The organism is Sutcliffiella rhizosphaerae, from assembly GCF_917563925.1.
GTDB classification, from domain to species: Bacteria; Bacillota; Bacilli; order Bacillales; family Bacillaceae_I; genus Sutcliffiella_A; species Sutcliffiella_A rhizosphaerae.
Window position 1 is genome coordinate 1 of sequence record NZ_CAKJTJ010000005.1, and the last position, 13766, is coordinate 13766.

The following is a 13766-nucleotide window of genomic DNA, read 5'->3' on the forward strand; positions in this document are numbered from 1 at the left end:
CTAACCGCAAGAAAACTTGTGCGATTGGTGGATGCGCTACTACGTAGTCACCAACTCTTTACGCCTGAAAGGGGCGTGAAAGAATGACGTAAGAAACGTCATCGCTATCCTTAATTAAAATTCCAGTAAATGACATCTAGTTGCTGGATTAGTTTCGTGATGTCTTTTTTAAGCAAATTGACCTTTGATAACTTCATATTCTTTTATTTTTCAGTTGACATATTACCGCAGGTCTTATAAAGAATAAATTATGTAATGCATGTATTCGCATTATTTTGTATTTACGACATTTAGATGAAACTCGTAATAATCATTATTCATCAGCTCTTTTTCTGCAATAAGTTTAATGTAAGGTCAAGTTTACAAGCAATTTGCAAATGAAAAAAAATCGACTTCTTGGGGCCAGAATTAAGAGCCATTGTGAAAAATGATATAAATGATGAAAACAACCATCGAAGCCCAGGTCTGTATGATCTGAACACGGATGGTTGTTATAAGGGAAAGACCTATTAATAAGGTAAATGAATTTATCGTCTTTTATTATGTGCTGGGAAAATTTCAGGACATTGTGGTGGGAATTCTTTAGTAGGACATAAAAGTCCTTCGATGATTTCCTCACGTGGTCTACAAATTCTTGCTTCGATCTCTAGCTTAACATCAGCTTCCATTTGAATATCCAAGCATAAAATTAGATTTATATCCAGCTGGGAAAGATCAGGTGTTGCAATTAGATTTGCATCACAATCAAAGAATGTTATATGGCAGTCAAGCTCTGTTCCTTCAGGTGCGCAAAGCAAGAATGTTTGAACGGTTGCAAATGGAATTGGAGCAGAACAGCAAACTACATGACCTCTATCATCTACAATGTGAACAGTAATGAATCCTTTAATGAGTACTTTGACACGTTGTAGTAGAACATCATTCCCCTCAATTTCTACTTCTACATCTGGTCGTCCACCTGCTTGCTCAATTTCTTTACAAACTAACCCTTTATGATGCCGATGGTGGTGGTGTGCAAGTGTATCTACCTTATGTCCATGCTCATCAGATAAGAAGCATTTCACTGATAATGGACCTAATTTCTTATCACATAAAATATCTGCGATGTTATCATCTTCGTCATGGTCCAGATCACAAGCAAAAAGTCCATTAAGGTCATTCTTACAAATAGGTTTTAAACTAACATCTACTTGGCGAGTAACCCAGTCGTAAACTTTGCGAGTCTTTATACAGACTCTTTCAGTTTCTTTATGACTCACTAAAAACTCCTCCTATACTTTTATTACCCATTTGGGTTACGGGACTACTGTATAGTATGAATTTGTAGGGTAAGTGTGCTGAGACAATTACCTAAATTTATTATTTATCAGTTTTAGTCATAATCCATAAGAAAATGATTATTAGTAAGAGAGGAGAGTAAAAGGGAGGGGTTAGCATGAAATACACCAGTTATAATGACAAAATAATGCTACAACAGAAAATTATTCACCTTGGTTCAGAAGTTAAACGACTTAAAGCGGATATGGATAAATTAAAAAGTAAAGACTTCATAAAGAAGGTCGAAATGGAAAGAGCTGAGTTCGAATCCAAAATTTTAGATCTTGAAGAACAGTGTATTATTATAGAAGGAAAGAATAAGTCACTTGTACAAGATAAAATTCAATATAAAAAAGAAATCACAAGATTAAAGGAAGAACATCAAGCTAAGCTATTAACAATTAGCGGAGAAGTAAGTGCATTAAAGAAACAATGTGAAGAAGAAAGAGATCTTCACCAAAAAGCACTTGATGAAAAAGATAGTCTAAAGAAAAAACTTAGCCAAGAAAAAAATAAACACGACCGGGTTTTAAAAGAGTTGGCTATACAGACAGAGATTAATCAGGATCTTGAAAAGGAATACGACATGGTGAAAGAAACCGTAAAAGCATTAATTGAGAAAATTGAGGAAACAAGTAATGAACAATATGGATATCAGCAAATTACAGAAATAAATGAAACACTTCAAAAGGAAAATGAGACATATAAAAAAGAAATCACAAGATTAAAGGAAGAACATCAAGCTAAGCTATTAACAATTAGCGGAGAAGTAAGTGCATTAAAGAAACAATGCGAAGTGGGAAGAGATCTTCAACATAAAGCACTTGATGAGAAGGATAGTCTAAAGAAAAAACTTATCCAAGAAAAAAATGAACACAACAGGGTTTTAAAAGAGTTGGTTATACAGACAGAGATTAATCAGGATCTTGAAAAGGAATACGATATGGTGAAAGAAACCGTAAAAGCATTAATTGAGAAAATTGAGGAAACAAGTAATGAACAATATGGATATCAGCAAATTACAGAAATAAATGAAACACTTCAAAAGGAAAATGAGACATATAAAAAAGAATTGGAAGCTTTAAAAGCAGAAACAAAGATTGCAAAAGATGAAAACGCATTATTGAACAACGATGTAGAAAATTTAACTAAGTATATAAGAGAATTAGAGCAAAAAAGTAAACGTGTGATACACGAATCAACCGTTGTATCAGGAATGGATGAAGAAGAGAATGTAACTCCCCCGAAAAATGAAAGAATGCAATCATGGTTTTACAATAATGTGAAAAAAAACACATAACTATAACTAGCTTGGTGATATACGCGGAAAACCTTTTCGTGCGGTATGCATAGGATATTACTATCTATACTATGAACATATGGAGGTTACGCATGAATTACTATTACTATTCCAATTCCAATAAACCTACCAAAGAACAAATGCATATCATTACATCTTCCCATTCATCCACCACCAACAAGAAGAAAAAATCCTCAGGGTGCAATTGCGGGAAAAAGAAAAAAATAATTACAGAAGAATAATAATACCACTCCCCTAACATATCATCATATGAAAGGGGTGTTATTATGATGGACAGCTGGTTTTGGTTTCTTCTTCTCGGACTTGCTAGCTTTCGACTTACTCGTTTACTTGTATACGACAAAATCGCTCGTATCATTCGAAAATCTTTTTTGGATGAAATAGAAGAAATAAATGAGAAAGGAGAAGTGGAGGAATACATTGTTATTAAGGGAAAGGGATTACGTCGATGGTTTGGAGAATTACTCAGCTGTTATTGGTGTACAGGAGTATGGGCGACAACATGCCTTTTTTTCCTTGTGAATTATTTTCCATTGATCGGCCAGCCTGTTTTAATCATTTTTGCTGCTGCCGGAATTGCTGGAATCTTAGAGAGCGCGGTCACAAAAATAATAGAGTAGTGTCCGCTCATTTGCTGCCAGCATCAAGTTGTTTGCAAAGCACGAGCTCTTAATAGACGTAATGTACGGGGCATGTAATGTAAATTTAATAATTCCAAAATGAAGAATACAAATAATAGTCAAATTTGAAAGTCCTCTTATTTGAGTGGGCTTTTTTTGTGTTACATAAATACATAATTTACATCATTGTAATGAATATTAACTTATAGAGATGTTTGCAAAAAAGGGGTGAAGATATGAACAGGTTAGCACGTCTAGTAATAGTAGTTCTTTGTTTCACTATTGTAAGTGCATGTGGGAATGGTGAGGTGAAAGACCGTTTCCAAGATACAGTAATGCGTACATCCAATGCTAAAGAGGAGAAATCAGAAAAAGAGAAGCATGCAGAAGAAATAGCTAAGGATTTTGAAGAGATAAAAGGTGCGGTTGCATTTGATACCAAGGATGAACTTGTTGTTGCATTTGAAGTTAAACAATACCAGAAGTTTTTCACCGAGAAAATAGAAAAAAAGGTGAAAAAAGCACTTGAAAAAGAGTTCCCAGAAGAAACGATTGTTGTTTCTCATGATATGAAAATTCGTTTAGAAATTGATAGGCTCAGACGTGATATGGAACAAAAAAACTTATCAAAAAAAGAAGTGGAAAAGCGTATTGAAAAAATGAAAACGTTACGTGAGGAAAAGATATAGGAGCTGACAGAGATGAGTGGAAAGGATAATCAGTTGACACCAGAGCAACAACAATACAAACAATTTGAACAGAAACGGGAACTGAAAAGGCCGGTTTGGAAAAATTGTATTATTGCTTTTTTAGTGGGAGGAGTATTCTGTATCGTTGGTCAAGTTATTCAATTAATGTATATATATTTCTTTAATTTTACTGAAGTTACAGCGGGTAATCCGACGGTTGCTACGATGATATTCATTGCTATGCTGCTGACTGGTTTTGGAGTGTATGACCGAATTGCACAGTTTGCCGGAGCCGGGAGTGCAGTGCCTGTAACTGGTTTTGGCAATGCAGTTATCGCAGCATGTATTGAACATAAAACAGAAGGTTTTGTTCTTGGTGTAGGTTCCAATATGTTCAAACTGGCTGGATCAGTCATACTCTTCGGTGTGTTTTCTGCTTTCGTAGTGGCACTAGTTAAAATAATAATAATTTCGATAGGAGGATTCTGATGCTACAGGGAAAGCAATCATGGGTTTTTGCAAACAAGCCAGTTATTCTCTCAGGTGCAGCGATTGGGGGACCTTTTGAAGCAAAAGGTTTGTTAGCAAGTGATTTTGACCTACTCCATAATGATTTATGGCTAGAACAGGATAGCTACGAAAAAGCCCATCGTGTTTTATTAGAAGAAGCATGTCAGACCGCTGTTAAAAAAGCGAACGTGGATTTGTCACAAGTGCAGTTTATGTTAGCTGGTGATTTAATAAATCAAATGACACCGACTAATTTTGCAGCGGAAATGCTGGAACTTCCTTATTTAGGTGTTTTTGGTGCATGCTCGACTTCCATGGAAGGGTTAGCGCTGGCAAGTTTTATCGTTAACTACGGTGGAGCTACCTATTGCTTAACTGGTGCTTCTAGTCATAATACTGCTGTAGAGAAACAGTTTCGTTATCCGACAGAATATGGAGGACAAAAACCTCCAACTGCACAATGGACAGTAACAGGAGCTGGTGTTGGATTAATTAGTAAGACTGGTGTTGGACCTAAAGTGACGTCTGCTACTATTGGAAAAGTAATTAATATGGGCCTAAAAGACCCTTTCAATATGGGCGGTGCGATGGCTCCAGCTGCAGTTGATACCATAGTTGCTCACTTTAAAGACACTGGCCGGGACCCTTCTTACTATGATTTAATCGTTACGGGTGATCTTGGGGAAATTGGAAGACAAGTCTCATTTGATTTATTACAGGAAAAGGGATTAGCGATAGAGCAAGATCAATATAAAGATTGCGGTTTGTTGATATATGATAAAAGTCAGCCTGTATTAGCAGGGGCAAGTGGAGCAGGCTGCTCTGCTACAGTGTTATATGGACATCTATTAAACGAGATGAAAAAAGGCAGCTATAAAAGAATCCTTGTCATTGCAACAGGGGCACTTCTATCACCGGTTTCCTATCAACAAAAAGAATCGATTCCATGTACAGCACATGCAGTTTCGATAGAAATGGAGGGGTGAAACGAATGTTAATCACATTTTTTTGGGCATTTGTTGTAGGAGGGTTGATTTGTGTCTTCGGACAAATCATGTTTGATGTTTTTAAGTTGACTCCGGCACATACATTAAGTCTACTCGTTGTGCTGGGAGCTATAATGGATGGTTTGGGCCTTTACGAACCATTGATAGCCTTTGCTGGAGCTGGTGCAACGGTGCCGATTACAAGTTTTGGTAACTCACTTGTTCATGGAGCTTTGGAAGAAGCTCAAAAACATGGATTAGTTGGTGTGTTAACGGGAATGTTCCAAGTTACTAGTTCTGGAATTTCTGCTGCTATAGTATTTGGGTTCATTGGAGCATTAATTTTCAAGCCGAAGGGATAAAAAATGGATGGATGAAAAATTATTGTTAACATATAACCGCGCTAGTCTAAAAATGGTCCGTAACAATTTGCATGTCTATGCAATGGAAACAACGGAACCAGGAGCTAAAACAGCTTATCACGAATCAATGATGAAGATTGATGAAATTCTAGAAAACATTGATAAAAAATTGAACCAGATGTAAAAGAGGTCGAAGTTTAAAAGGGAGGTGTTTTCTTTGCCCCAATGGTTAGAAATAGCAATTAGATCATTTTCAATAATAATTGGTTTATTTATAATCACAAAATTACTAGGGAAAAAGCAGCTGTCTAAGCTGTCTTTTTTTGAGTATATCGTTGGAATTACAATTGGGGACATTGCAGGTACTTTGTCAATGGATCCTGACTTACATATAAAGAATGGCGTGACAAGTATTCTCATTTGGTCGTTATTTCCATTAGTGACATCAAGAATCGCGATAAAGAGCAAAAGGTTTAGGGACTTTATAGATGGAAATGCTACTATTTTTGTCAGAGATGGAAAGATATTAGAAAAAAATCTCCGCAAAGAAAAATATACAATAGATGAATTTTTAGAACAAATACGCAAAAAAAATATTTTTTCAGTGGACGATATTGAATTTTCGGCTTTAGAGTCTAACGGAGATTTAAGTGTAATGTTAAAAAAGGAAAAGCAACCAGCAACCTATGGTGATCTTTACCCCAATGTACCGAATGTAAAGGAACCTAAGACAGTTATTATGGATGGGGAAATACTGGATGAACCATTAGGGCAAATAGGAATGAACAGGAGGTGGTTAGAAGCCGAATTGGAGAAAAGAAATCTCCAACTCCACGATGTCTTTCTAGCGCAAGTAGACTCTTATGGAGAAATGAAGTTAGATCTTATTAATGATTCATTGGAAAAGCCTCAAAATAAAGAGAAGCAGTTAACGTTTATAACTCTGGAAAAATGTGTGACGGATTTCGGGCTTTTGGCTATAACCTCTTTGTCTAATAATTCTAGAATACTGTACCAGACTACATCAGAAAATATTGAGGTAATTAAAAATCGTCTCCGCCCATTGTTGAAAGATTAAGCTTCCATCTACTTCTCTTTACATAAGATAGTACGAGGTGAAGAAAATGAGTAAGTTTGATTTTGGGGAGGAGCAACTGAAGTTTCTATTTGAACGTTGGAATATGAATGGAAATTTAAGTGAATTGGATAAACAGGCAAAAGCAAATATAAAAACTACTGAAGAAGGATATCAACATCTTTTAGATATTGAGGCTAGGATGAAAAAATATATGGTAAACCTGGAAAAATGGGTGGAAGGTAATTCAAATACAAGTAAAGATGATAATGAAGAGGAATGAAAAGTGAAGGGGCAGCCCCTTTGCTTTTTATATGGTAAGAAGTTATTCTACACTTATTCACCGAAATGACCAGTAGAAATTTATTAATATTTGCACACATAGTAAATAAAATGCCCAAACAGTTTTTTAATTAATACATATAGTAATAGGGAAACTTCATTAAGGAGGTGCAAGGTTATGGGTTACTATGGAGGCTATCCCGTAGGTGGTGCGTACGGCTACGGTGGAGGCTATGGCGGAGGCTATGGTGGCACATTCGTGTTAATCGTAGTACTATTCATTCTTTTAATTATCGTTGGTGCATCTAAATTCTATTAATAATTAGGTGGTAATAGGGAAAAGTGCGGGAGTACCCGTGCTTTTTTTGTGCCGCCTCGTCTTATGCTTGTCGGAGCTGACCAAGGCGCTGCCGCTTTTCTGATTGTCTAGCTCCAGCACCTAGCCCCTCGAGGTCATAAGCCAATTCGTCCAGAAGGTAAAGAGCAACCTTCTTGCCGCCTCGTCTTATGCTTGTCGGGGCTGACCAAGGCGCTGCCGCTTTTCTAATAAGTAACATCTCATAGTTATTATTCATACAATGAGATATATCCGAGAGGAGGTTGTTGTGTGGAAAATAATCTTTTTAAAGGCATAGAGAAGAAAACTGGTGTCAGTATGAAAGATGTATTTGAGTTAGCCAACTCTATGCAGAATGCAAATTTCAAAGATGAGCAAACGATAAGAGGCCTGGTAACACGAGTTGCAACGCTTGCAAATAAAAAAGTACCGAAAGAATTAGAAGATAAAATTGTCCATACATTGATTAGCGGCAATAAGCCGGTTGATATGGGTACTATATCCAAAATGTTGAATGAGAAGAAAAAGTAAAATAACAATAAAAACATCTGCCAAAAACATAAAGGCAGATGTTTTTATATAGTTGCTAAATCATTAAGGACTATATTTCTATCGGTGTCTTTTTCAATATGGTCACAAGCTTCTTTGGCAAGAGTTACATATGTTTCTTTTTTTTCCATCTCTCCTGCAAGACTGTAGGCACGAGCAAGAGCTTCATATGCGAATGCTAAATCAAAATCATGGATGTTATGTGTTAAGCAGATTTCTAAGTTTCTCTTTGCATGAAAAAGGGAGGGTTCCGGACGCTTTAGAACAGCATAAGCCCTTGATACTTGCCATTCTCCCCTTGAAATGTTTACAGGCTCTCCAACTTCTCCCCAGTGAAAACGAGAAGCGTGAGCTTTATGTATCATTTGGAAATCCTCTTCAGTATTTCGGTTTGTTTTTTCCATCAAATCCCAAACTTGATTAAATAAATTAATTGCAGTTGTACGATGAAAGATAAATTGCTCATTCTCTAAAATGGTACTTGTCATCCAAAATCCTCCTTGATACTTTTCTTTCTATATATAATAGTATCATTTATTAACTTGGGATGTTTAGCTTTTTTTGTTGTTTGGAAGGTACATAAATTCCTCTGCTAGTAATCACTTTTTCTAAAAGGCAAATAAAATGTTCATCAAGATTATTAAGAATGGCATGTTTGTATGCAAATTGTAAAGAATCATCTGAAAGTTGACTGATGGAACCTGAGGAAACTGGGAGCAAAGACTTCACTAAAAATACCCCTTTCTTTCATCCTATATATGGGGTACATACCCAAATAATATAAAATCAAACATACTTTTTACCTAGAAATTTATTTTTTTATAAAAATTCGAAAAAAAACTGTAAATCGCTCTGGAATAGAGGATTTACAGTCTAATTTATAGAATATCTTTAATAAATCTACTCATATAAGCTTTTTTTCCACGCCTTGTTTCTGGGATAGATAAGTGTAGAGTTTCTTTGGCTCTCGTCATGGCCACATACAGCAGTCTGCGTTCTTCTTCCAATGCTTCCATTTCTCCGCTGCGATAGGACTCCAAGGAAAAATCATGTGGCAAACTTCCATCCACAGTACATAGTACATAGACATTTTGATATTCCAAACCTTTGGATCGATGGATAGTTGAAAGATGAATGGCATTTGAATATTGTTTGCTGAGCTTTTTCATTTCATCACTTTTAGCAATCATATCGTCTACATGAATAAGAAATTCTGTAATAGATTTGAACTTTCGAGCAACTACTTTAAGGTCACGAATATCATCTGATCCTTTTTCAAGAATATTTCCCTCATTCCCGCGTTTCTTGATATAGTCATCAAACCCCATGTCTTTCTCAATTATTTCTATCGCGACAGAAGGGGTAACTTTATTTATTGCCTTGAATAAAGGAAGGATTCGCTTAATTTTTTTTACTTGAAAAGGTTGGACATTTGTAAGCTTTCCTAATGATTCAATTAAGCTGCAATCTTGCAGAATACTGATTGCCTTGGCATCCTGAAGATTAGATTGTTTCAAAAAAAGAGCTGGGAAAATATCACTTAAAGCATATACATTGTTATCATCAATACCTAAACGCATGAATCCTAGTACCGCTTTCACTACTCTTCTTTTATAAAAGCTTTCATAGTCTTGATCGAGCTTGAAGGGTAAGCCTGATTGAGAGAGTCGTTCAAAAATGGCACGAGCTGCACTATGAGTACGGTACAAAATAGCAAAGTCGCTAGGCTTGCTTATGCCGTCTTCTAATTTTTGCTTTAAATCCTGAACAATAATCGTTGCTTCTTCTTCCTCATCATACGGATAGAAAAGGAGCGGCAGTTGTTTATTGTCCCGTTGTGCGACCATTTTTTTTATGCGCCGGCTATTATTTTTGGCGATTACTTGATTGGCAGCTGCTACTACTCCGTGAGTGGAGCGGTAATTTTCCGATAAGGTTACAATTGAAGCAGTGGAAAAATCCTGTTGGAAGTTCATTATGTAATCTGGGCTGCTGCCACGAAAGGCGTAGATGGATTGATCATCATCCCCGACAACACAGATATTACCATTCTTTTTTACCAATAACTTCATTGTTTCAAATTGGAGTTTATTTATATCTTGAAACTCATCGATTAAATAGTATTGAAACCGGTCTTGATATTTGCTAAGAAGTGCAGGGTTTTCCGAAAGAAGCTCATAACATCCGAGCAACATATCATCAAAATCGAACATATCTTTCTCATTCTTCCATGTTTCATAGCTTTGATATAAAGTCACAAACTGTTCTTCTAATTTGGTTGAAGCTTGTACCATGTTTGGCTTTACCATATTATTCTTCCAAAACCCTATCATTTGAATGGCTTGGTCAAATGGGAAATCCTTTTCGTCTAGACCGATGCTGCGGCCTGTTTGCTTAAGAAATTGTTCTTTTTGCCAATCCCATTTGATTAGATTATCTCCATTCCATTTGCTAGGTTGATGATGTTGAAGAATCCGGTAAAAGATGCTATGAAACGTACCTGAGAGCAAATTAGCAAAGGTGTGCGAACCAGGTTCATCATAAAGTCGCAACCTTTCCTTCATTTCATTTGCAGCCTTTGCTGTGAAGGTAATAAGCATGATGGATTTTGGATCAATTTTACACTCTTGCACCATGTATGCCACACGAGTTGTCAACACTCTAGTCTTCCCACTGCCAGCACCAGCTAAAACTAATAGTGGGCCTTCTACTGTAGATACGGCCTTTTGCTGAGCAGGATCGAGAATGATCTTCTTTTTAACTAACCTATCGAAAAACACATTTATATTATTAAAAGTTTCATTAGAATGTTCTTTCATGAAAATTGGAAGTCGAGATAATGCTGTTGGTGGTTTCCATTTATTTATTGGGTGGTTATTTTCGGCAATAATCTTTTTCCCTTTTGGATAACGAAAACCGTTTCTTTCTATGTAATCTGTTTCAGTAGGTGGAGTGCCATTTTCAGCAAATACCTCCTTTTGTTCCTTGTGATAAATGCTCTTATCTACATGATAAAAATGAGGATCTTGTTGTAATCCAAGGTATAACTTAACATTCTCTCCACATATCGGACAAGAGAGCTTGTTATTTATACCAGCATCAAAAACCTCTTGGTAAAGTTCTCTTGCCATATTATCAATATGTATCTTTCGATTGTTCCAAACTGCAGACTTCATATGTATAGACTCCTTTTACAAGTCAATCTTCTACATCGTACCACATAATATAATGTGAAAACATGAATGCCGAGAAAGTTTATGTTTTGCCAATTGCGGGAAAAATAAATAGGAGAGATGAAGGAGGAGAACAGGATGGGATACATGTTGCCGGTACAGATGGATACGTATAATCAATATGCGAATAGAACAGTTCTCGAAAAACAACGAATAAAGCTTGAACCAGTAAGACAATCAACTTTTTACAAGATTGATTCTCACTTAGCTTGGCAGGAAGTCCATCAGAACATTAAACATACATCATTTACCAATAAAAAAAATAAATCTACCAATTCCATAAACGAAAAACTGATGGCTACTATAACTGGAAAAGGATTGTTTATTAATGAATTTATATAGAGGAGAGCTTATTTCCGTTGACCATATGGAAGTGCTGTCAACCATACATTGTTATGAAAAAGAAGATCTTGTTGCCCGCAGATACTATTTTTGGTAAATAGGTTTTCCATAAACACCTTTTTATTTTGAAGCTGAATCATTGGTGAAAATAAAAATGCTTCCATGCAAGGTTCAGTCCTTGGACACGGAAGCTAACATTAAGACTTTTTCAAATGTTAAAAAATAAATAGGTATTCACGTGAAGTAACTCGTAACTCAATAAAATACGTGTTTTCCTTTATGCTTTTTAGAATTGACCATGTCATCTCAACAACCTGATTAAGGACTATGTGGTGCAATGGAGTGTTTATTTAGATAAATTAATTTTTCGATCTTCTTCTGAAAAAGGCATAAAAAAGATAGGTTTTCCTTCTTCCCATTCTGCATAAATGATATTCTTGGGAGTTCGGTGACCTGTTTTTTTTAGTTCATTTAGTAGCCACTGTTCACTGAGGTTATACTCATCCAGATTCTCAGTTAAGATTTCCCCATCAGAAATAATCGGTACTGGTAATGTTACATTTTGTGGTGGGATATTACTTTCCTGATTAGTAGGTGCGTCATAAGGATGTTTTTTCATAACACTAACAGTGCCATCTGTTTCTAAAAGGGCATACTCTATTTCCCTTAAGGAAAAAACCCCCTTAGATCGTAAAAGATGTCTTAATTGATCAATGTCTAGTTTTGCTTTTTTTAATTCCTTTTTGTTGATGACACTTTTATGGATCACAATAGAAGGTCTTCCTTCCAAAAATCCTCTAGTTTTTCTCCATTTTTGAGTGATTCTTTCTAAAAGGTAAATTAGAAGGCCCCAGAGTGCCAAAGAATAAATTATTTTCTCAACGCCAATCTCATTATCATAAAGCGCGTTTCCTACCAATTCTCCTAGTACAAGTGCAGAAATAAAATCGAAAGGTGTAATTTGTGTAATCTGGGTTTTCCCAAGTAATTGCGTTATAATAAACAAGGAAAAAAATCCAATGACTAATTCTACCGAAATTCTAGTGAAATCCATTAACATATCGTTTTCGTCATCCTTTACATTTGTCCATAGTGCTAGTATTTGCTAAGAATACAAATAATATGAAAAAAAGAGGATGCTCCCAGCAGTTCTACCTGCAAGAGAGTCATCCTCTTTAAATGTTTTTAGTCATAGTCACATGTGGGATGCCAGCATCTAAAAAGGTTCCAGATACAGTTTCATAGCCTAGTTTAGCATAAAAAGGTTCCGCATGTGTTTGTGCGTTAAGTTTTAAAACATGGATTTCTTTCATTTGTGCATACTCTTCTATAGTTTCCATTATTAACCTTCCAGATCCCTTTGTTGAGCGGTGGGAAGGAAGTACACAAATACGCTCTACTTTCCCGATGCCTTCTACAATGCGAAAGCGCCCAGCACCTACAGCTGTATCACTGTCGTACAATACAAAGTGAGTTGCTTCCGTTTCGTACTGATCAATTTCTTCTTCTAAAGGTACCTGCTGCTCATCAACAAATACGACTTTTCTTACAGTATATGCATCTTGAAGCTCTTTTTCTGAATTAACTACTTGTACATGCAATGTTTCAGCAATCCTTTCCACAGCGAAATGTTTCGTAAACCGTCCACATACCATCTTCTAATTGGTAAAGTAGGTGGAATCTGTCGATTGTTTCCTCATGCTCAATGTTTGTCATTTTTAAAGTTCCCAATACGTCTGAATGTTCATCGTCAGATAATTTCTGACCAATTGTTATGTGAGGAACAAAAGCGTATTCCCGGTTATCTTGGAAGTATCCAGTACCAGAATGCAGTTTTTCGTGAAGTTCAAGTAGCTCATCATTTGGGTCTACTTTCAAGTAAATAACATTATTTACTGGCGCAAAAGAGCTGACCTTATAAATATTTAAAGGGATAGGGGCAGTTTCTTTTGCAATTGCTGCAAGTTCATCTGTTACAGATTTCATGTCATTTTCATCAATCTCAAACGCATTTTTCAATGTTACATGAGGTGGAATCAATGCATAATGTGTGTCATAGCGTTTGCGAAATGAATTTGCCAGATCTTGAAGTTTTTTTGTTGGAAAAATAGCGATTCCGTATTTCATCCAATATCCCTCCTGT

21 protein-coding genes are annotated in these 13766 nt (G+C 36.0%); 13 read left to right on the forward strand and 8 right to left on the reverse strand.

Annotation, left to right across the window (positions count from 1 at the left end):
* Positions 1–527 precede the first annotated feature (527 nt).
* Positions 528–1259, reverse strand: coding sequence for a BMQ_0737 family morphogenetic spore coat protein (locus LRP81_RS06160; protein ID WP_230500390.1), 732 nt, complete (start codon positions 1257–1259; stop codon positions 528–530).
* Positions 1260–1435: 176 nt separating this feature from the next.
* On the opposite strand from LRP81_RS06160, the gene LRP81_RS06165 reads away from it, so the two are divergent.
* From LRP81_RS06165 to LRP81_RS06215, 11 genes are all read left to right on the forward strand, one after another.
* On the forward strand, positions 1436–2617 hold the full coding sequence (locus LRP81_RS06165) for a coiled-coil domain-containing protein (RefSeq protein ID WP_230500391.1): 1182 nt from the start codon (positions 1436–1438) through the stop codon (positions 2615–2617).
* A gap of 92 nt (positions 2618–2709) precedes the next feature.
* Positions 2710–2859, forward strand: a complete 150-nt coding sequence (locus LRP81_RS06170; RefSeq protein WP_230500392.1) for a hypothetical protein — start codon at positions 2710–2712, stop codon at positions 2857–2859.
* Positions 2860–2904: 45 nt separating this feature from the next.
* Positions 2905–3258: a DUF1360 domain-containing protein gene (locus tag LRP81_RS06175; RefSeq protein ID WP_230500393.1), complete on the forward strand. Its 354-nt coding sequence runs from the start codon at positions 2905–2907 to the stop codon at positions 3256–3258.
* Between the two features lie 236 nt (positions 3259–3494).
* Positions 3495–3947: a YhcN/YlaJ family sporulation lipoprotein gene (locus LRP81_RS06180; protein ID WP_230500394.1), complete on the forward strand. Its 453-nt coding sequence runs from the start codon at positions 3495–3497 to the stop codon at positions 3945–3947.
* Positions 3948–3959: 12 nt separating this feature from the next.
* Complete coding sequence (gene spoVAC / locus LRP81_RS06185) at positions 3960–4436, forward strand: stage V sporulation protein AC (RefSeq protein ID WP_230500395.1); 477 nt, start codon at positions 3960–3962, stop codon at positions 4434–4436.
* A complete protein-coding gene (gene spoVAD, locus LRP81_RS06190; RefSeq protein WP_230500396.1) occupies positions 4436–5443 on the forward strand; it encodes a stage V sporulation protein AD in 1008 nt (335 codons plus the stop codon). The genes spoVAC and spoVAD overlap by 1 nt, the downstream gene beginning before the upstream one ends.
* 5 nt (positions 5444–5448) lie before the next feature.
* Positions 5449–5805, forward strand: coding sequence for a stage V sporulation protein AE (spoVAE, locus tag LRP81_RS06195; protein ID WP_230500397.1), 357 nt, complete (start codon positions 5449–5451; stop codon positions 5803–5805).
* A gap of 22 nt (positions 5806–5827) precedes the next feature.
* Positions 5828–5989 carry a DUF1657 domain-containing protein gene (locus tag LRP81_RS06200; protein ID WP_230500398.1) on the forward strand — a complete coding sequence of 54 codons (162 nt, stop codon included), beginning with the start codon at positions 5828–5830 and terminating at the stop codon, positions 5987–5989.
* 33 nt (positions 5990–6022) lie between these two features.
* Positions 6023–6883 carry a DUF421 domain-containing protein gene (locus tag LRP81_RS06205; RefSeq protein ID WP_230500399.1) on the forward strand — a complete coding sequence of 287 codons (861 nt, stop codon included), beginning with the start codon at positions 6023–6025 and terminating at the stop codon, positions 6881–6883.
* 46 nt (positions 6884–6929) lie between these two features.
* Positions 6930–7163, forward strand: a complete 234-nt coding sequence (locus LRP81_RS06210; protein WP_230500400.1) for a hypothetical protein — start codon at positions 6930–6932, stop codon at positions 7161–7163.
* A gap of 177 nt (positions 7164–7340) precedes the next feature.
* Positions 7341–7481, forward strand: coding sequence for a YjcZ family sporulation protein (locus LRP81_RS06215; RefSeq protein WP_230500401.1), 141 nt, complete (start codon positions 7341–7343; stop codon positions 7479–7481).
* 61 nt (positions 7482–7542) lie between these two features.
* On the opposite strand, the gene LRP81_RS06220 is transcribed toward LRP81_RS06215, so the two are convergent.
* Positions 7543–7737 carry a hypothetical protein gene (locus tag LRP81_RS06220; protein WP_230500402.1) on the reverse strand — a complete coding sequence of 65 codons (195 nt, stop codon included), beginning with the start codon at positions 7735–7737 and terminating at the stop codon, positions 7543–7545.
* 32 nt (positions 7738–7769) lie between these two features.
* Here LRP81_RS06220 and LRP81_RS06225 point away from each other — a divergent pair, with 32 nt between their 5' ends.
* Positions 7770–8030 (forward strand): stage VI sporulation protein F, encoded by a 261-nt coding sequence (locus tag LRP81_RS06225; protein ID WP_230500403.1) that lies wholly within the window; start codon positions 7770–7772, stop codon positions 8028–8030.
* A gap of 44 nt (positions 8031–8074) precedes the next feature.
* Here the strand turns inward: LRP81_RS06225 and LRP81_RS06230 are convergent, their stop codons facing one another.
* The 3 genes from LRP81_RS06230 to LRP81_RS06240 all read right to left on the reverse strand — a co-directional run bounded on the left by LRP81_RS06230 (position 8075) and on the right by LRP81_RS06240 (position 11224).
* Entirely contained in the window at positions 8075–8536 is a 462-nt protein-coding gene (locus tag LRP81_RS06230; RefSeq protein WP_230500404.1) for a hypothetical protein, read from the reverse strand.
* Between the two features lie 49 nt (positions 8537–8585).
* Positions 8586–8777 carry a sporulation histidine kinase inhibitor Sda gene (gene sda, locus LRP81_RS06235; protein WP_230500405.1) on the reverse strand — a complete coding sequence of 64 codons (192 nt, stop codon included), beginning with the start codon at positions 8775–8777 and terminating at the stop codon, positions 8586–8588.
* A 149-nt stretch (positions 8778–8926) separates the two neighbouring features.
* Positions 8927–11224: an ATP-dependent helicase gene (locus tag LRP81_RS06240; RefSeq protein ID WP_230500406.1), complete on the reverse strand. Its 2298-nt coding sequence runs from the start codon at positions 11222–11224 to the stop codon at positions 8927–8929.
* 135 nt (positions 11225–11359) lie between these two features.
* Here LRP81_RS06240 and LRP81_RS06245 point away from each other — a divergent pair, with 135 nt between their 5' ends.
* Positions 11360–11623 (forward strand): hypothetical protein, encoded by a 264-nt coding sequence (locus LRP81_RS06245; RefSeq protein WP_230500407.1) that lies wholly within the window; start codon positions 11360–11362, stop codon positions 11621–11623.
* Positions 11624–11969: 346 nt separating this feature from the next.
* Here the strand turns inward: LRP81_RS06245 and LRP81_RS06250 are convergent, their stop codons facing one another.
* The 3 genes from LRP81_RS06250 to LRP81_RS06260 form a co-directional block, all read right to left on the reverse strand.
* The gene (locus LRP81_RS06250; protein WP_230500408.1) at positions 11970–12683 is read right to left on the reverse strand and encodes a DUF421 domain-containing protein; all 714 of its coding nucleotides are present in this window, start codon (positions 12681–12683) and stop codon (positions 11970–11972) included.
* Between the two features lie 115 nt (positions 12684–12798).
* Positions 12799–13224: a GNAT family N-acetyltransferase gene (locus LRP81_RS06255; RefSeq protein WP_230500596.1), complete on the reverse strand. Its 426-nt coding sequence runs from the start codon at positions 13222–13224 to the stop codon at positions 12799–12801.
* Positions 13225–13228: 4 nt separating this feature from the next.
* On the reverse strand, positions 13229–13750 hold the full coding sequence (locus tag LRP81_RS06260) for a YjcG family protein (RefSeq protein WP_230500409.1): 522 nt from the start codon (positions 13748–13750) through the stop codon (positions 13229–13231).
* Between the last annotated feature and the right edge of the window lie 16 nt (positions 13751–13766).